The following is a 17,295-nucleotide window of genomic DNA, read 5'->3' as shown; positions in this document are numbered from 1 at the left end:
AAGCAAACATAACGACATGCCGCCTGGCCTGGTTTTGACGGCATGTCGTCTGCGCATGTCTTTCTCCCCGCGCCTTGGCGTGGCGGGCGTTCAGATATGGAAATTGCCGAACAAGCCGCGCAGATTGACGGCCAGTTCGTTGAGTCGCCTGACCTGAGTCGCCGCGTCCTGAAGCGCCAGATCCGAGCTCTGGGTCTGGTTCGTGATCTGCTCGGCAGCCTGGGCCATCGCGGTCGTCGCGCTGAGCTGCTCCTTGGTCGAGAGTGCGATCTCCTCGATTCGGGCCACGACCGCGCTCATGTTCTGGTGGATGGATGCGATCTTCTCCGCGGCATCGCTCGACTGGGCGACGCCGCTGCGCACCGCTGTCAGCGTGCTTTGCATGTTTTCAACCGCGCTGCCGGTTTCGTGGCCGACCCCTTCTATCATGCCGGTGATCTGCACTGTGGCCTGGGCGGTGCGCTCGGCGAGCTTTCTGACCTCGTCGGCGACGACCGCGAAGCCGCGTCCCTGTTCTCCTGCCCGGGCGGCCTCGATGGCGGCATTGAGCGCCAGGAGGTTGGTCTGATCGGCGATTTCCTTGATCACCTGGATGATGCCGCTGATCTGCTGTGCGCGCTGGTTGAGCCGGTCGAGCAGGGCTGACAGATCCTCGACCTCGTGCGCGGAGCGGCCGACTTCGGAAGCGACCTTGCGGATGACATCGACCGAGGCGAGCGAGAGCGTGTCGGTCTCCTTGACCAGAGCGTCGGCATCCCGGGTGTTGTCCGCGATATGGGAGATGCTGACCGTGATCTGTTCGATCGCGGCGGCGTTCTCGGCGGTCAGATCCGCGTGGCGTTGTGAATCTGCCGACAGCTTGCCCACGATCCCGTGGATTTCATCGACCCCTTTGGTCAGCCGGGTGGATTCCTGGCGGACGCTCAGGAACATCTCCCTCAGCTGATCGAGGAAGCGGTTGAAGGCCTGTGCCGTCTCGGCGACTTCGTCCTGCCCCTCTATCGCTATCTTGCGTGTCAGATCACCGCCTCCCTGGGCGATCGCTTCCATCGTGTCATGGATGCGGCGGATGCTGGCCAGCATCCGGTTCAGCAGCAGACCGGTCAGCGGGACGACCACCAGCAGCGTTACGAGCAGAGCCGCGATGGCCTGCCAGAGCAGGGCGTTCAGCGGAGCCAGGGCCGAGTTCCTGTCTATCGCGATCGCGAGGAACATGTCTGCCCCCGGAATCGCATGGACGAAGAGGTATTTGCGGGCATGGTCGAGCTCAAGCTCGATCATCTCGCCGCTCTGTGCCAGCGCGGCAAGGCGCTCAGCGCTCAGTTGGGGGGCGAGTTCTGCCGCGGGTTTGGTGACGGTGGCGGCATCCTTGTGCACCAGCACCTTCCCGTCCCGTCCGAGCAGCATCGCATAGCCTTCGCCGATCAGTTTCAGATTGAGGACGCTGGAGACGATCTCATCGAGCAGCACATCGGTGCCGAGCACGCCCGCGAAGGCTCCGTTCCGCGTCACCGGCGCCACAAAGGAGATGACCATCTTGTGCGTCGACATGTCCAGGTAGGGCGCTGTCATCACGGTCCCCGGCGCGCCGACATTGTCCTTGTACCACGGGCGTACCGTGGGGTCGTAGCCGGCCGGCAACTGCATGTCGTGATCGGCAATCATCTGTTTGTCAGGGGTGCCGAGATAGGCCGCCTGGAAGCCTCCGGACTTCGCGGTCTGCACGATCGCGGGCAGGGGGGCATCGGTGGCCTGCAGGCTTTGCGCGGCGGCGGTGACGATGGCTTTGCGAACCGAGATCCATTCCTTGATGAGCTGGCTCGTGCCGGCAGCCGAAGCTTTGACTTCATTCCGGATGCTGGTGTTGATCAGCTGATCGCGCATCTGGACGTAGCAGCCCAGCGTGATCACCGCGGTGATCAGCGTGGTGAGAGCCAGAATCACGCCGGTGAGCTTGCCGCGAAGGGATAATTTCATTTCTGCTCCTTGCTTGCTGGGGGGGGGGGCGGGTCAAATGGAAATTTCTACGGCAACAGCACTTCGCTTGGGCTGCAGACTTTCATGCTAGCCCGACATTCCGATCGTCGCGCTCACTCGGTCGCCGTTCCGGCCGGATAGTGGATCAGGTTGTGGCAGACGGCGGAGGCCTTGCTCAGATTGCGATAGCCGTGCGGCCTGTCCGCGGCGAAGCGCACTGCATCCCCTTTGCCGAGGCGGTGCCAAGTGTCGTCGATCAGCACCTCCATCTCGCCGCTCAGCACGATCACATGCTCGGTCACGCCCGTCGCATGCGCATCCGAATGCCTGACATAGCCGGGTAGCAAGCTCAGCTCGAGCAGTTCGAAAGCGAAGCGCGGATCGTAGGGAAAGAGCGGTGCGACCAGCATGTCGTCGCGGGCGGGCTTGGCGCGCAACTCCGTCGCGCTGCGAAAAACGAGTTCGGTGCTGGGCTGCGGCGCCGAGCTCAGAAAGACGGAGAGCGGGCAGGCGAAGCCCTTGGCGATCTTCCACAGCGTTGCGATCGTCGGACTCGACTCGCCGCGCTCGATCTGCCCCAGCATCGCCTTGCTGACCCCGGTGGCCAGGGCGGTCGCGTCCAGGCTCCAGCCGCGGCTGCTGCGCAGCGCTTTGAGCTGTCCGGCGAGGTGGCGGACGACATCCTGGGGATCGGAGTCGGTGGGGCTTTCTTTGTGTTCGGTCATCGCGTTTTCGCCTTGAGGGCTTGTGCGTTATGGCGCACAAGCCTTATGCTGTCCGTGCGCTATCACGCACACGGCGAATTACAACAGAGGAGAGGCGATCATGGGTGGGTTTTCTGGAAAAACGTTTGCGTTCTCCCATGTCGCCGCTGGCTTCATCGCCGTGCTGGTCGGCTATACGAGCTCGGCGGCGATCGTATTCCAGGCCGCACAGGCCGCGGGCGCCTCGCCAGCCGAGCTGGCTTCCTGGCTCTGGGCGCTGGGCCTGGGCATGGGGATCAGCTGCATCGGGCTTTCGCTGTGGTTTCGCAGCCCCATCCTGACCGCCTGGTCTACGCCGGGCGCGGCCTTGCTGGCGACCAGCCTGGTCGGAGTCTCTATGGCGCAGGCGATTGGCGCTTTCATGTTCGCATCCGTGCTGATCGCGATCGTCGGGCTCAGCGGCAGCTTCGATCGTCTGATGCGCCATGTGCCGAGATCGCTCGCGGCCGCGATGCTGGCCGGCATCCTTTTGCGCTTTGGCCTCGAATTCTTCGGTGAGCTGCCGAAGCAGGCTGGATTGCTCGGGGCCATGCTGGTCATCTTCCTCGCGGGGCGGCGCTGGCTACCCCGCTATGCGGTGGCGCTGACCTTCCTGGGCGGGGTGCTGCTGGCGGCGGTCCGGGGCACGATCCATTCCGGAGCGATCCACTTCGCGCTGACGACACCTGTCTTCACCGCACCAGAGTTTTCGGCGCCGACGCTGCTTGGCGTCGGGGTGCCGCTGTTCATCGTCACGATGAGCTCGCAGAACCTGCCCGGCATCGCGGTGCTGCGCGCCAACGGCTACAAGACTCCGGCCTCTCCCCTGGTTGGCAGTACGGGTCTTCTGGGCATCCTGCTCGCGCCCTGGGGCGGTTTTTCGTTCAACCTGGCTGCGATCACCGCGGCGATCTGCATGAGCAGTGACGCCGATGCCGACCCCGCGCGGCGCTACCTGGCCGCCGTGTGGGCCGGCTTCTTCTATCTGATCACCGGTCTTCTGGGCGGCGCGGTCGCAGGAATCTTCGGCGCGATCCCTCATGCGTTGGTGCTCGCGATCGCCGGCCTCGCACTGCTCGGAACGATAGGGCAGAGCCTTGCCGGAGCGCTCTCCGCCGAGCCCGAGCGCGATGCGGCCCTGGTCACCTTCCTCGTGACCGCGTCGGGCATGAGCCTGCTGGGCGTCGGCAGCGCCTTCTGGGGGCTTGTGTTCGGTCTAGTCTGGAGCCGGTGCGGTGCGCGGAAATAGCACCGCCGCAGAAAAATTGTGTGCCGAGAGGCTGTTCGAGCGATTCATTTCAGCGAAAGTGGCCTTGGCGCGACAGGCAGGCGTCGAGATTTGGGTAAACTGCGCCTCTTGAAAAACATTGCAGGACGCTCCGCATGACTGAAGTCTCTTCCACCCCGGTTCCCGCTCCTTCGGCAAAAGCGCTGCTGAAGACGCTGCAGCAGGAATTCAAGGTCATCGGGGAGCATCTGCCCTTGGCGATCGGCGTCGACAAGCAGCTGATGGCGTCCCGCCCGGAGATCAACCGCAAGCAGCTGCGCGCCGCGCTGGGCATGCATACCCACTCGATCCGCTACCTGAAGACGATGCAGTCCTCGTCACAGCGCTTCAACCTCGACGGCACTCCGGCGGGTGAAGTCAGCGAAGAGCAGCGCACGCTGGCCAGCAAGGATCTGTTCGAGCGCTTCAAGAAGCGCGCCCAGGAACACAAGACCGAGCAGGCTGCGAAGGACAAGGCGGAAAAGGAAGCGCAGACTGAACGCGAGCGGGCCGAGAAGCTCAATCAGCTGATGAGCAAGTTCTCGCGCAAGTAATCGGGCGGACTCCCTCGCTGCCTCTGGCCCTTTTTCAAAATGGAAGGCTGGCTATGGCCAAGTATGTTGCGCTGTTGTCCGGGAAGAAGAGCCACACTTTGACGGAAGAGCTGCTGAGCGCTCACGTCGAGCATCTGAGAGTTCAGCAGTCGGCGGGATACCTGATCCTGTGTGGGCCATTCAGGGACAATGACGGCGCGTTGCAGATCCTCGAAACGGAATCCCGGGAGCACGCTGAAGCGATCCTCAAGTCCGACCCCTTCATCGCGCAGCGCTACTACGAGCGCTATGCGCTCTCCGAGCTGATCGAGGCGAACGAAGCCAATGGCTGGCTGATGCGCGATGGCCAGACCCGGGACAATCTGGGCAGGCGCTGACCCCTGAGCCGGCGAAAGGACTCTCCGCGATGAAGCTCTACATGTTCTATCTGGGCGGCAACGCCGGGAAATCGAATATCGAAGTCCATGACATCCAGTTCGCCGCGGTCGAGCGTCCCGAAGATGCGTGGGACTGGCTGCGTGCCGCCTGGTTTGGCGACAAGGACAAGGTCCATCTTGACGGATACAGCCACGTCAGCTGGGCCGATGGCTTCGACGTCGTGCTCTCCTCCGAGCCCGCGGACAGTGACATGCACCTCTACTTCGTCAATGTCGGCGGCTATCGCCCGGATTCGCTGGCCGAATTGCACGAATTCGCCTTCTTCGTCGCGCGCGATGCGCAGGGCGCCAAGGCGAAGGCGCTCGAGACGCTGCTCACAGGAGCCAGCCAGAAGCACAAGGACAATCTGAAGGACGTCGACAACTGTCTGCTGATGGACAAGGTCGGCGATTTCCACATTCTCCTGCGCCCGAATCCGCACGGCCACCGGTGGATCCCCGATTGGCAGGGTTATCAGCCCATCGGGATATGAATGGCCGAAGGTGACGGGAATCTCGCTCCTCTGAAGGTTTGCCTGGTATTGGCGCTAGTTGCCTGGACGACTCTCGCATTGGGCTCAGCCCCTGAACCGCTGCGGCAGAACCCCCCCATGGAATTCTGGTGGTACTGGGACCGCCCCGCCAGTCAATTGCCTGCTCCGGCGCCAGGAGTGGGGGCTGCCGTCGTCGTGACGCATGTCTATCTGTCGGGCCGGCGCGCTTCCCGCGTTCCGCGGCGCAGCGCCTTGTCTCTGCCGCAGGGCGTGGTGACGGTGCCGGTGGTTCATGTCGAAATCGATCCGGCCATCCCCTTTGCCGGGACCGACGAGCAGATGCGTTATCTTGGCGATTCAGTCATCGAAGCGGCCCGCCGCGGAGCGCCATTTCTGGTTCAGCTCGACTTTGAGGCGCGCAAGTCCCAACGCGAGTTCTGGCGGGCAACGGTCCGATCAATCAAGACCCATCTTCCTGCGGGAGTCCTGTTGTCGGTGACGGCCCTGGCGAGCTGGTGCCATGAGGACCGCTGGCTTGCCGATCTTCCCGTCGATGAAATCGTTCCGATGTACTTTCGGCTGGGCCAGGCCCGCGCCGACTATGTCGCCCGAAGCGCCGTCGGAGTCGGCGAGCCGCGCTGCGCTATGGCGCACGGAGTGGCCGACGATGAGCCGCCCTGGCCTGTCAAATTGCCGGGGCGCCGATATCTGTTTCTCGGTAAGCGTTCCCCCTCCCATTCCTCCAACTATCCGGAAAAAACGCAATGATCCGCCGAACTCCAGCCGCTCTTGCCGCCGCGCTGTCCATGCTCTTGTTGCTTTCCGCCCCGATGCCGGGGCGCGCATCGGGTGGTGGGGAAGAGGGACCGCCTGAGTTCAATTCGCCGTGGGGGCCGGTCCGTCCCATTCCGGATCTGATCTCCGGCAGCCTGGGCGTCATCGAGGAAACGTGGTGGCGCAAACCGCTGCTGCTGGCCTGGTTCCGCCTGAACGAGCTCGCCCTGCCGGCGGGGGCGGAAGAGGCATTTCGCTATACGGAGCGCCTGTCTGGCGATGAGCGCAGCGATTCCGCGGTCGCGGACTGGCTCGCCGCGGCCAGGGCGGCGAACCCCGCGCTCTCGCCGTCCGCAGAGTTCCAGGCGAGCGCCCATTTTCCGATGGGTAATGCCTGGGACAGCTTCGAGAACTGTCCCGCTTCCGCGTGGCTGCAAGCCAAGGAAACCCTGGCGGCGCGGCTTCAGGTCTGGGGCAAGGACAGCGTCGCGCTGCGCAACTGGCTTGTCGCCCAGCATCAGGTTTTCGCGCGCTGCGCGCTGGGGCCCAGCCATTTCAGGAGGGATCTCGACCACCTTCGTCCTGTCGAGGCGGAGCGCGTCGCGCGGCATCTGCTCGCTGATATGAAGCTCGCGGACACTCCCCCGGATGCGCCGGTCCTGCTCCGTCAGGATCGTGCCTACCAGCGCGCCGCCGCACTGTTCTACGAAGGCTTTTACGATCAGGCTGAGAAGTCGTTCCAGGCGATTGCCGCAGACAAGGCCTCTGCCTGGCGCGCCTGGGGGGCGTATCTGGCCTTGCGGGCCCGCTTCCGCTCGATTCAGGTTTTGCCGCCCAAGGAGATTCCCGGCGAAGACTGTGATACCCCAAAGTGCGCAAGCCAGCGCGCCGCCTACCGCAAGAAGGAGGGAGGCCGACTGCTGAGCGCCATCGATCGGGCGATCGTGAGCGCGGGCAAGGGGGGCGGAGGAGATGAAGCGAAGCGCTTGCAGGACCTGCGCTCGCTGGTTGCCGCGCGACTCGTCCCCGAGCTCCGCTTCCGCGAACTGGCCGCGGAGTTGGTGCGCCCGGGGATCGATGCCGAGAGCTTTCAGCGGGTCGCTACCGACTATCTGCACCTGCATCGGCAGACTGCGTCAAGCGAAGCGCTCGGCGAATGGATGAGTGGTCTGGTCGATGGGGGGCACGCATCCGACTCCTCTTGCAAGAAGGGGGACGCCAGCGACGAAGCGAGCCGCCATCAGGAAGAGCTTTGCCTGAGGCGCAAATGGAGCGAGGAGTCGCTGAAACGCTTCCAGCAGCAGCCGACACAGCTTGCGTGGCTGTTCAGCGCTGCCGTGTTCGCCGAACGCGGCGATCCGCAGTCTCCGGCTTTGCTCAAAGCCTTGTCCGCTGTGCCGGACAAACATCCCGGAGCGACGACTTTCATGCTGCAGCGCCTGCGTCTGGGGAGCAGGGAAGAAGCGTTGGCGCTGGCCAAGGCTCTTTTGAAGCGCCCCGATGTCATCGCCGACTACTCGGCGCGCAACCGGGTGCGCGAGTATCGCCTTCAGCATGCCGCGAATCTTCACGAATTCTGGGTGGATGCGTTGCGTGATGGAGGGCAGGGCTTTGATCGGGACACGCTGCTCCCGTCTCCTCCCCCGGATCCCTCGCTCACCGCACATAAGGGCCTGGATGCGGATGCGCTGTGGATCCTCAATTACGAGCTGCCGCACTCAGCGCTGATCGAGACGGCGAAGCACTCGGGCTGGCCCGCTCCCTATCCGGACCAGGTGGCCAATATGGCTCTGGTCCGCGCTCAACTGCGCAAGGATGCTGCCGGCGTGCGTGAAGCCTTGGCAGTTCTGGCCGAGCTGGACAAGAAATCCCCGGACAAGGAAGTTGCGCGCCTGCGGGCAATCACCGACAACCAGGTCTTGCTGCTCGAAGCCGGAGTCCTCGAGCGCAGCGCGAAAATCAGTGGATCCTGCCGTCTGAGTGTGCCGAAACCGGGATCTTCCGTCGCCGATGGAGAAGAAGCTGCGGGCGTGTACAAATACCAGGCAGGCAAGTTTTCCCGACAGCTGCTCAAGCCTGCCGAGCATGAAGCGTGGCTTGGTGAGCGCAAGGGATACGAGGCTGAACCCGACCTGATTTCCGCGTCCATGCAGAACGTGCTCGATTTCGCCGCCCGTTTCCCCGCTGACGCACGTGTGCCTGATCTGTTGCGCAAAGCCGTCTACGCAACGCGAATGAACTGGTGCGCCGATGTGTCCGCTGGTGGGCTGTCAAAAAAGGCTTTTGATCTCTTGAAACTCAAATATCCTGAATCGAAAGCCGCGCGTACGACGAAATACTGGTTCAAGCCGCGGACCTGAGCGGCGTTGCGCAAAGCGTGCTTCTGAAACCGCCTTTCGACTTGGAAGGCGGAATTGACGCCGATAGCAACACTCGGCGCGGAGTGTTGCTGCGGGTTTTCGAACCCATTCTGCGCTTATCTGCGCCGCGCTCCGGCAGCCGCCGGAGAGGACTTGTCTTCCATATTCAGCTCACGGCAAGGTTGCCGTGTTGGCGCGTCAATGGCCTTGCGCCATCGCGCTGCGCAATATATGCAGTTCCTGCTTACTTGGTGCTGGCGACGTCCTGGTGCATGCTCATCTGCAGGCCCGTGGCGTAGAGGGCGTCGCCGTATTGGACCTGATTGGCAGCCGAGGAATGGAAGGCATTGACGGCGGCGGGCACGGCAGTGATCGTGGCGACGATCACGAAGGCGGCGAAGTGGGCGATCTTGGTCGAAACGGAATTGCTCATGACTGGCTCCTGTTGGTTCGCTGTTTGGTGTGAGTGCATTCTGAGCAAAACCGTCCGACAAATCCAAGAGAGCTTTTATATTCTCTAATGCGACCGGCTTATGTGCCCCCCGAAAACAGTCATTTCATGCCCGTCGGTTTATGAGGCAATAGAATGCCCGATCAGTTGAGGCTGCTTTTTGAGGATTTCAGGGCGTTCTGACAAACGGCCTTGATGCGCGGATTTGAAAGTCTGATCGCGATTTGCGCCAGAAAAACCCCTGGTGGGCCGCTTGCCTGGTGCCAGGGGGCCGTGTTTGATCAATGCCGCAGCAGTCTCAAGCCGTTCCCGACCACCAGCAGACTTGCCCCGACGTCGGCGAAAACCGCCATCCACATCGAGCCCGAGCCGAGCAAAGCGAGCGCCATGAAGACGGCTTTGATGCCCAGCGCCAAGCCTATGTTCTGGACCAACACCGAGTGCGTGGCCCGCGACAGGCGGATGAAGGCCGGGATCTTGCGCAAGTCGTCGTCCATCAGCGCGACATCGGCCGTCTCGATCGCGGTGTCGGTGCCCATCGCGCCCATCGCGAAACCGATATCGGCGCGGGCCAGGGCCGGCGCGTCGTTGATGCCGTCCCCAACCATGCCCACATGGGCTTTTTCGCCCAGCTTCTCGACCGCTTTGAGCTTGTCCCCGGGTAACAGATTGCCGTGGCTCTGATCGATGCCGAGCTGGTCGGCGATCGCTCCCGCGGTGTGTGGGTTGTCTCCGCTCAGCATCACGGTTCCGACGCCCAGGCCATGCAGCTCGGCGATCGCAGCGCGGCTGCTGTCCTTGACCGTGTCGGCGACCGCGAACAGCGCCAGTACCCGCTCCTGATCGATCAGCAGGACGACCGTCTTGCCTTCGCGTTCCAGCGCGTCGAGCCGTTCCTCGAGCTCCGGGGAACAGCGATCGAGTTCATGGACCAGGCGGTGATTGCCCAGCGAGTAGGCCTTGCCCTCGATTTTCCCGCGCACGCCGCGTCCGGGGAGCGCCTCGAAATCGTCGACCGTCTCTCGCCCGATTCCGTGAAGGTCCGCTGCTTTGGCGATGGCTTGCGATACCGGATGGTCGGAGCGTCCCGCCAGCGAGGCGGCCAGACGGCGGCAGAGCGCCTCGGACGAATCGGCGCGCAACTCGAAGTCGGTCTCAAGCGGTTTGCCATGGGTCAGGGTGCCCGTCTTGTCGAGCGCCAGCCATCTGAGCTTGCGCCCTTCCTCCAGATAGATACCGCCCTTGATCAGAATCCCCTGGCGGGCGGCGGCGGCCAGACCACTGACGATTGCGACCGGAGTCGAGATCACCAGCGCGCAGGGGCAGGCGATCACCAGCATCACCAGCGCTTTGTAGATCCAGTCGTGCCAGGCGCCACCCAACAGCACTGGCGGCAGCACGGCGACGGCCAGCGCGATCGCGAACACGATTGGCGTATAGAGACGGGCGAAGCGATCGACGAAACGCTGCGTCGGAGCCTTGACTCCCTGGGCCCGCTCGACCGCATCGATGATGCGCGCGAGGGTCGTGTTGCCCGCCCCGGCCGTGACCCGATACTCGAAGGCGCCGGAGTCGTTGATCGTTCCGGCGAAGACCTGGTCGCCCTCAGCCTTGTCCACCGGCAGGCTCTCGCCGGTGATCGGCGCCTGGTTTACGGTCGAGCGGCCGCGGACGATCTGCCCATCCAGGGCGATGCGCTCGCCGGGTTTGATGCGGACCAATGCGCCAACTTCGACAGCCTTTGCATCGACTTCCTGCCAGGAGCCGTCCGCCTGCCGCTGCGTCGCTTTCTCGGGAGCGAGTTTCATCAGACCTTCGATCGCATTGCGCGCCCGAGCGAGCGAACGAGCCTCGATCCGCTCGGCGATCGTGAACAGCACGATCACCATTGCCGCTTCCGGCCACTGGCCCAGGGCCAGGGCGCCGGTCACGGCAATGCTCATCAACGCATTGATGTTGAGCTCGCCGTTGCGCAGTGCGACCCAGCCTTTCCTGTAGGTGCCAAGGCCGCAGGCGAGGACGGCCAGAATCGCCAGCGCCGCCGCCAGCGCTGTCGGCAGTTCCAGCCAGGTCACCGCTTCCGCTGCGATCGCGGCGGCGCCGGCCAATGCCAGTGGCCATTTCCGGGTTTTCATGGAGGCGGCGTCAGAAGCCGTCGTGCCGGGGAGTTCGGGCTCGAAACCAAGCGAGCGCACGGCCTCCAGCACGGTGTCCAGGGCCTCCGGCGCATGGACGACCGCCAGACTGCGTTGCATCAGATTGAATTCAAGACTGTTGACCGTCGACAGGGCTCCCAGCTTCTTGCGGATCAGCGCCTCCTCGGTGGGGCAGTCCATCTGCAGGATGCGGATGACCGTCCTGACGCCGCCCGACACGGATTCGGGCGCGGCCAGAACCCCGTGGGGTGGTGCGGACGGGGAGAGGCAGTGGTCGTGATTGCAACAGCCGGACATGGAGGAACTCCTGTTTCATCGAGGGCTTCCATTCAAAACCCTGTATCCACTTTAGAGTCAAGGGCCGTTTCGGGAAGACGGACGCGCTACTGGTGCCACATCCCTGCCAGACGGCAAAGATGTGGCGCGGCTTCGGATCAGTCGGGCTTATCCGCGACGAGATCGCGTATCTGGCGAGCTTGCGAGCGCGTCTCGGACCACTCGTAGAGAAGTGGCAACAGCAGCAGCGTCAGTGCGGTCGAGGTGATGAGCCCGCCGATGACGACAGTGGCCAGCGGTCTCTGGGTCTCCGCGCCGATGCCGGTCGAGAGCAGCATCGGCACGAGACCGAGGATCGCGACGGTCGCCGTCATCAGCACCGGGCGCAGGCGAAGCGCGGCGCCCTCTCTGACTGCCTCGCGGATAGATCTCCCCCGCTCTTGCAGATCGTTCAGGAAGGAGACCATCACGATGCCATTGAGCATCGCGACGCCGAAGACCGCGATGAACCCTATCGCCGACGGAACCGACAGGTATTGCCCGCTCAGGAACAGACCGACGATGCCGCCGATCACGGCGAATGGAACGTTGGCGATGATCAGCGTCGCATGGCGGACCGAGTTGAACGCGGTATAGAGGAGCAGGAAGATCAAGCCTATCGTCAGCGGAACGATCAGGCCGAGCCGGGCCATCGCCCGCTGCTGGTTCTCGAAGGCGCCGCCCCACTCGATCCAGTAGCCCGCGGGCAGTTTGACCTCCTTGCGGATCTGCGCGTCGGCCTGCCTGACAAAGCCGTCGACATCGCGGCCTTTGACGTCCATCTGCAGCACCGAATAGCGCTGCAGCGCCTCCCGGCGAACGAAGGAATAGCCTTCGTCCGCTTCTATCCTGGCCACCTGGCCGAACGGGACGAGCGCTCCGGCGCGGGTCCGGATCGGGATCGCCATGATCGCCTCGGGGTTGGCCCGGAAGGCTTCGGCGAGTCTCACCGAGATGTCGAAACGCTTGTTGCCGTCGATCAGCGTGGACACGGCGCTGCCGCCTATGCCGGATTGGACGACTTCCAGCACGTCGTCGGCGTTGATGCCGTAGCGCGCCGCCGCTTCGCGATCGACCCGGATCACGAGCTGAGGCTTGCCCTTGTTGGCCTCAGCGGACAGGTCGGCAACTCCCGGGACGCGATTCAATACGCCCTTGATCTGACCGCTCAGGCGGTCCAGCGTTGCGAGGTCTTCTCCGTAGAGCTTGAGCGCAAGCGTCGCGCGAACCCCCGAGATCAGTTCCTCGATCCGCATCTGGATCGGCTGGGTAGCCCCGAACACGGCGGTGGGGACGGCTTGCTCCAGCGTCTGCTGCATCTCGGCGGAGAGCTTCGCGTACGAGACCTTGGTCGGCCACTCGGATTCAGGCTTCATGTCGAGCAGCACTTCCATATAGTTCACGTCGGAGGTCTCCCCCTTCTCGGCGCGGCCGACGGTTGCCAGCACCGAGCGGACCTGAGGAAAGCGCTGCCTGAGCGTCTGGTCGACGACGTTCGAGACGCGGATCGACTCTTCCAGCGAAGTCGAGGGGATACCGGTGATGCGGAACATGATTGCGCCTTCCTGCAGGGTCGGCATGAACTCCTTGCCCAGGAAGGGGAAGAGCGCGAGCGCGGCGATCAACAGCGCGAGCGCCCCGCCCAGCACCCGCTTCTTGTGCGCAAGCGCCCAGTCGAGCAGCGGAAGATAGAGGCGCTTGGCCTGACGGACGAGCAGCGTGTCCTTCTCTTCCTTTGGCTTGAGAATCAGCGCCGAGAGCACGGGCACCAGGGTCAGCGACAGCACCAGGGAACCCGCCATCGCGAAGCTGATCGTCAGCGCCATCGGCTTGAAGAGCTTGCCCTCCAGGCCGGTGAGCGAGAAGAGAGGCATGAAGACGACAATGATGATCAGGATCGCGAACGCGATCGGGCTGGCCACTTCGTGGGCGGCCTCAAGGATCAGGTGAGTGCGCTTGATCGGTTTGCCCGAAGCCTTGGCATGGGCCAGAAGCCGGAAAGCGTTCTCAACCATCACGACCGAACCGTCGACCATCATCCCTATGCCGATCGCGAGACCCGCCAGCGACATCAGGTTCGCCGACATCCCGAACTGATCCATCATCAGGAAAGCCATCAGCATCGCCAGCGGCAGGGTCACGATCACGACCAGCGCCGAGCGCAGTTCGCCGAGGAAGAGCAGGAGCACGATCGCGACCAGGATTGAACCTTCGACGAGCGCGCTCTCCGCGGTCTTCAAGGCCTTGTCGACGATGTCCGTGCGGTCATAGACCGGCTTGAGGCTAACGCCCGCCGGCAGCGCGGCCTGGGCGGTCGCAAGCTTGGCTTTCACCGCATCGACGACGCTCTTCGCATTCTCTCCGACCCGGGACAGAGCCATTCCCAGCACGGCTTCCTTGCCGTCCCGGGTCACCGCGCCGAAACGCAGGGCCGGAGCTTCCTTGACCGTCGCGACATCCCGCACATAGATCGGAGTGCCGTCGCGCTGTGCGAGCACGATTTCGCCGATGTCCCGGGTGTTGGCGACCAGGCCCAGGCCACGCACCAGGTATTGTTCGCGCCCGATGTTCAGGTACTGTCCGCCGACCTGCTTGTTGTTCGCGCTCAGCTGTTCCATCACGTCCTTGAAGCTCAGACCGTACTTGATCAGCTTGTTCGGGTCGATCTGGACCTGGTATTGCTTCTCCTCTCCGCCCCAGGAGATCACGTCATCGACGCCCGGCGCCGTGCGCAGGATCACGCGCACGGTCCAGTCGTGGAGCGTGCGCAGGTCCATCGCCGAGAGCTTGCGGTCCGCCGATTCAACCGTGTACCAGAAGACCTGTCCCAGGCCCGAGCTGTTCGGCCCCAGCACGGGTTCGCCGTAGCCCTTGGGCAGCCGTTCGCGGGCTTCCTGGAGCTTCTCGCCGACCAGGCGACGCGCGAAGTAGATATCGACCGAGTCCTTGAAATAGACCCCGACGTAGGAGAGTCCGAAGAGCGAGACGGAGCGCACCTCCTCGACGCCGGCGAGGCCGGCCATCGCCCCTTCGAGCGGTGTCGTCAGCAGCTTCTCTACATCCTCGGCGGCGAGTCCCGGGGACTCCGTGTAGATGTTGACCTGGACGGGGGTCAGATCCGGAAAGGCATCGACCGGGACATTTCTGAAAGCCTGGATTCCCAGGCCCACGATGGCCACGAAAGCGACAAGGACCAATACCTTGTAGCGCAGCGCGGCATCCACGATAGCGTTCAGCATGATTGTCTGCTCTCCCGTTCAGCTCTCATCGCCGATCTGCGACTTGAGCAGATGTGCTTTCAGCGCATAGGCGCCGGATACCGCGATCTGTTCTCCGGCCCTCAGCCCGGACTTCACGGCTGAGCGTCCGTTGAGCTTGTCGCCCAAATCGACCGCGCGTGCTTCGAAGGCCGCGCCGCGCGCGACGAAGACCGTCGGCTGGCCCTGCAGCAGAATCACCGCTTCGTCCGGGATGAAGAGGCCTGTGTGGGCGGCCGCCTCCGACTCGATCCGGGCCGACGCGAACATGTCCGGCTTGAGCCGGCCGTCCCTGTTGGCGACCTCGATGCGCGCGGGCACGGTGCGGGAATCCTTGTCGAACATGCTGGCGATCAGGGTGACTCGCCCTTCGAAGCGTTCCCCCGGATAGGCGGTGACGGTGACTTGGGCCCTGGCTCCCGGACGCACCTGCGAGAGCAGGTTTTCGGGCAAGCTCGCCTCGATCCAGACTTTGGACAAATCCGCGACAGCGAAGAGCGGGCTCGCCGGGCTCGCCAGTTCGCCGGTGCTCGCCTTGCGCATCACGACCGTGCCGGAGAACGGCGCCTTCACTGAGACCCGGGAGCTGACCCGCCCTGAAGAGCCGGCTTCCCCGCCTAGCAGTCGGACACGGTCCTCGGCTGCGCGCAGCTCGGCGCGCGCCCTCTCGAATTGCGCGCGGGCGAGCAGGAAATCCTTGGTGGCGATGATCTCGTCGCGGTGTAGCGCCTCGGCGCGCTTGAAATCGGATTCGGCGATGCGCAGCGCAGCCTGGGCGCTTGTCCGCGCCGAGGTCGCCTCACCCAGCGCCACGCTGTCGAGGATCGCCAGCGTCTGGCCACCCTTGACGGTTTCGCCCAGCGCGGCCGAAATTGAGACGACGCGGCCCTCGACCGGAGCGGCGATCTGGGCATAGCGATCCTGGTTGGGCTGGATCGTCGCGGTCGCGGTGAAGCTCGCTGCGATGGACTCCTGCTTCAAGCTGGCGAGCTTGATGCCCGCATTCCGGATCTCTTCGGCGGAGAGCTTGATGCCCTCGTCCTTCGGTGCGGACTGAGCTGTCGAGTCCGCTTTGTCGGTCCCTGCGGCGGGGGATTCGCTTCGCGTACCGCAAGCGCTCAGGCTGATGGCGAGGGCGATCAGGGAAAAAGGGAGGGCGAGTGTTTTCGAAGTGCGTTTCATCGTGCGGTCCTTTCTTCAGCATTCAGCGGCAAGCCGGTGATCCGGGCGAGCGCCAGTCGGGTGGTCTGGTAATCGAGCAGCGCATCGAGCTGCTCGCGGCGCGCGTCGAAAACCTGGCGGCTCACCTGGATCAGCTCCAGCAGGCCGATCTGGCCGGCTTTCATCGAGCGCAGCGAGAGCGATTCGTTGTCGGAGAGCCGCGGTGCGACCGACGAGCGCAGGCGCTGGATGCGCTGCTGCAGGCTTCCGAGTCTGGCCAGCAGAGCGCGGGTTTCGGATTCGCTGTTTCGCTGACCGGCCAGCCGGTCGATCTGCGCCTGGGTCAGCGCGCTGCCCGCCTGGCCGATCGCCGCGGCGTTGCGCTTGAACAGAGGCAAGGGCAAGGAGATCGACAGCGTCGTGAGCCTCTCGCGTGCGTCGCGGCTGCCCTCCCGCCCAAGGCTCAAGCCGACCGTGAGGTCGGGGACGCGGCTTGCGCGCTCCAGGGCAAGGCGAGCCCTGGCCATCTCTTCCTGTGCGGCAAGCTTGAGCTGCAAGGGCTGGGCTTCGAGACGCGCCAGCAATTCGGTCGGGGAGGGCAGAGCATCGTCCAAACCTTCATCGAGCCGTCCCACGGCCTCGAAGCTGCGCTCGGGTGGCAATTGCAGCGTCGCGGACAGGGCTGTGCGGGCAGCGATCAACTGCTCGTGGACCGCATCGACCTGTCCTTGCGCGCGGGCCAGCTCCACGGAGGCCACGTTGGCGTCCAGCCTCGTGTCCTCGCCGGCCACGCGGCGCTTTTCGACCGCTTCGGCGGTCCGCTCGAAGAGCAACCGGGCCTGGGCCTCGATCGCCTGGCGCTGTTGCAGCGCGAGCACCTGATAGAACTGCTCGGCGGTGCCCACCCGCACTTCGCGGCGAGTCCGCTCCAGTTCCGTGCCGAATGCCAGCACGGCCGCTTCGGCCTCGGCGCGCCTGTGCGCCTGTTGTCCTGCGATCTCCAGGGGCTGGGAGAGCCCCAGCGACCATTCATGGCGCCGCTCTCCGGCAAGGCCTGCTTGCGGGACTTCGCGTCGGGTGCGCTCCGCGGAGAGCTGGGGATTGTTGAAGAACAGAGCCCGCGCATCCTGGAGGCCGCCTTCGACGGCGGACTGCTGGGCCGCCACGCGGCGCAGCTCCGGGTTTGCGGTCTCGGCGAGGCGCAGAGCCTCGGCCAGTTTGAGGTGGCCCGTGTCGATCGGGGCAGCGGGGGCGTCGGATGGCCAGGCAAGGCCCGGCCATGAGGCCATCGCGCAGGCGAAGGCCAGGATAGTGATTCGCATCGAATTTTCCTGATTGAGGACGAACAGAGGAGGGTTCGGCGAGCGGAC

Annotated in this window: 13 protein-coding genes; 6 read left to right on the top strand and 7 right to left on the bottom strand. The window is 64.2% G+C overall.

Annotation, left to right across the window (positions count from 1 at the left end; genetic code table 11):
• Positions 1-90 precede the first annotated feature (90 nt).
• The gene (locus ACHFB9_RS16100; RefSeq protein ID WP_417068495.1) at positions 91-1,977 is read right to left on the bottom strand and encodes a methyl-accepting chemotaxis protein; all 1,887 of its coding nucleotides are present in this window, start codon (positions 1,975-1,977) and stop codon (positions 91-93) included.
• Positions 1,978-2,090: 113 nt separating this feature from the next.
• Positions 2,091-2,702 (bottom strand): helix-turn-helix domain-containing protein, encoded by a 612-nt coding sequence (locus ACHFB9_RS16095; protein ID WP_417068494.1) that lies wholly within the window; start codon positions 2,700-2,702, stop codon positions 2,091-2,093.
• 100 nt (positions 2,703-2,802) lie between these two features.
• Here ACHFB9_RS16095 and ACHFB9_RS16090 point away from each other — a divergent pair, with 100 nt between their 5' ends.
• The 6 genes from ACHFB9_RS16090 (at position 2,803) to ACHFB9_RS16065 (ending at position 8,585) form a co-directional block, all read left to right on the top strand.
• Positions 2,803-3,969 (top strand): benzoate/H(+) symporter BenE family transporter, encoded by a 1,167-nt coding sequence (locus ACHFB9_RS16090; protein WP_417068492.1) that lies wholly within the window; start codon positions 2,803-2,805, stop codon positions 3,967-3,969.
• Positions 3,970-4,103: 134 nt separating this feature from the next.
• Positions 4,104-4,541, top strand: coding sequence for a ProQ/FINO family protein (locus tag ACHFB9_RS16085; RefSeq protein WP_417068490.1), 438 nt, complete (start codon positions 4,104-4,106; stop codon positions 4,539-4,541).
• Between the two features lie 53 nt (positions 4,542-4,594).
• Entirely contained in the window at positions 4,595-4,918 is a 324-nt protein-coding gene (locus ACHFB9_RS16080; RefSeq protein ID WP_417068488.1) for a YciI family protein, read from the top strand.
• Between the two features lie 29 nt (positions 4,919-4,947).
• Entirely contained in the window at positions 4,948-5,451 is a 504-nt protein-coding gene (locus ACHFB9_RS16075) for a DUF1543 domain-containing protein (RefSeq protein WP_417068486.1), read from the top strand.
• A gap of 117 nt (positions 5,452-5,568) precedes the next feature.
• Positions 5,569-6,219, top strand: a complete 651-nt coding sequence (locus ACHFB9_RS16070; RefSeq protein WP_417068485.1) for a hypothetical protein — start codon at positions 5,569-5,571, stop codon at positions 6,217-6,219.
• Complete coding sequence (locus ACHFB9_RS16065; protein WP_417068483.1) at positions 6,216-8,585, top strand: hypothetical protein; 2,370 nt, start codon at positions 6,216-6,218, stop codon at positions 8,583-8,585. The genes ACHFB9_RS16070 and ACHFB9_RS16065 overlap by 4 nt, the downstream gene beginning before the upstream one ends.
• A 244-nt stretch (positions 8,586-8,829) precedes the next feature.
• On the opposite strand, the gene ACHFB9_RS16060 is transcribed toward ACHFB9_RS16065, so the two are convergent.
• The 5 genes from ACHFB9_RS16060 to ACHFB9_RS16040 all read right to left on the bottom strand — a co-directional run bounded on the left by ACHFB9_RS16060 (position 8,830) and on the right by ACHFB9_RS16040 (position 17,247).
• The gene (locus ACHFB9_RS16060; RefSeq protein WP_417068482.1) at positions 8,830-9,018 is read right to left on the bottom strand and encodes a hypothetical protein; all 189 of its coding nucleotides are present in this window, start codon (positions 9,016-9,018) and stop codon (positions 8,830-8,832) included.
• A 299-nt stretch (positions 9,019-9,317) separates the two neighbouring features.
• Positions 9,318-11,489: a heavy metal translocating P-type ATPase gene (locus tag ACHFB9_RS16055; protein ID WP_417068480.1), complete on the bottom strand. Its 2,172-nt coding sequence runs from the start codon at positions 11,487-11,489 to the stop codon at positions 9,318-9,320.
• A gap of 137 nt (positions 11,490-11,626) precedes the next feature.
• Positions 11,627-14,746, bottom strand: coding sequence for an efflux RND transporter permease subunit (locus ACHFB9_RS16050; protein WP_417068478.1), 3,120 nt, complete (start codon positions 14,744-14,746; stop codon positions 11,627-11,629).
• An 18-nt stretch (positions 14,747-14,764) separates the two neighbouring features.
• Positions 14,765-15,946: an efflux RND transporter periplasmic adaptor subunit gene (locus tag ACHFB9_RS16045; RefSeq protein ID WP_417068477.1), complete on the bottom strand. Its 1,182-nt coding sequence runs from the start codon at positions 15,944-15,946 to the stop codon at positions 14,765-14,767.
• Positions 15,943-17,247 (bottom strand): TolC family protein, encoded by a 1,305-nt coding sequence (locus tag ACHFB9_RS16040; protein WP_417068476.1) that lies wholly within the window; start codon positions 17,245-17,247, stop codon positions 15,943-15,945. Before ACHFB9_RS16040 ends, ACHFB9_RS16045 begins: the two co-directional genes overlap by 4 nt.
• Positions 17,248-17,295: the final 48 nt, after the last annotated feature.

The organism is Niveibacterium terrae (assembly GCF_048213115.1).
Taxonomy (GTDB): Bacteria; Pseudomonadota; Gammaproteobacteria; order Burkholderiales; family Rhodocyclaceae; genus Niveibacterium; species Niveibacterium terrae.
Note: the sequence above shows the minus strand (reverse complement) of the source record. Positions and strands in the feature narration are given on the sequence as shown.

What these genes read in the sequence shown, in the direction of transcription:
- ACHFB9_RS16100 (WP_417068495.1), bottom strand. Translation starts at nt 1,977, where the DNA reads ATGAAATTATCCCTTCGCGGCAAGCTCACCGGCGTGATTCTGGCTCTC.
- ACHFB9_RS16095 (WP_417068494.1), bottom strand. Translation starts at nt 2,702, where the DNA reads ATGACCGAACACAAAGAAAGCCCCACCGACTCCGATCCCCAGGATGTC.
- ACHFB9_RS16090 (WP_417068492.1), top strand. Translation starts at nt 2,803, where the DNA reads ATGGGTGGGTTTTCTGGAAAAACGTTTGCGTTCTCCCATGTCGCCGCT.
- ACHFB9_RS16085 (WP_417068490.1), top strand. Translation starts at nt 4,104, where the DNA reads ATGACTGAAGTCTCTTCCACCCCGGTTCCCGCTCCTTCGGCAAAAGCG.
- ACHFB9_RS16080 (WP_417068488.1), top strand. Translation starts at nt 4,595, where the DNA reads ATGGCCAAGTATGTTGCGCTGTTGTCCGGGAAGAAGAGCCACACTTTG.
- ACHFB9_RS16075 (WP_417068486.1), top strand. Translation starts at nt 4,948, where the DNA reads ATGAAGCTCTACATGTTCTATCTGGGCGGCAACGCCGGGAAATCGAAT.
- ACHFB9_RS16070 (WP_417068485.1), top strand. Translation starts at nt 5,569, where the DNA reads ATGGAATTCTGGTGGTACTGGGACCGCCCCGCCAGTCAATTGCCTGCT.
- ACHFB9_RS16065 (WP_417068483.1), top strand. Translation starts at nt 6,216, where the DNA reads ATGATCCGCCGAACTCCAGCCGCTCTTGCCGCCGCGCTGTCCATGCTC.
- ACHFB9_RS16060 (WP_417068482.1), bottom strand. Translation starts at nt 9,018, where the DNA reads ATGAGCAATTCCGTTTCGACCAAGATCGCCCACTTCGCCGCCTTCGTG.
- ACHFB9_RS16055 (WP_417068480.1), bottom strand. Translation starts at nt 11,489, where the DNA reads ATGTCCGGCTGTTGCAATCACGACCACTGCCTCTCCCCGTCCGCACCA.
- ACHFB9_RS16050 (WP_417068478.1), bottom strand. Translation starts at nt 14,746, where the DNA reads ATGCTGAACGCTATCGTGGATGCCGCGCTGCGCTACAAGGTATTGGTC.
- ACHFB9_RS16045 (WP_417068477.1), bottom strand. Translation starts at nt 15,946, where the DNA reads ATGAAACGCACTTCGAAAACACTCGCCCTCCCTTTTTCCCTGATCGCC.
- ACHFB9_RS16040 (WP_417068476.1), bottom strand. Translation starts at nt 17,247, where the DNA reads ATGCGAATCACTATCCTGGCCTTCGCCTGCGCGATGGCCTCATGGCCG.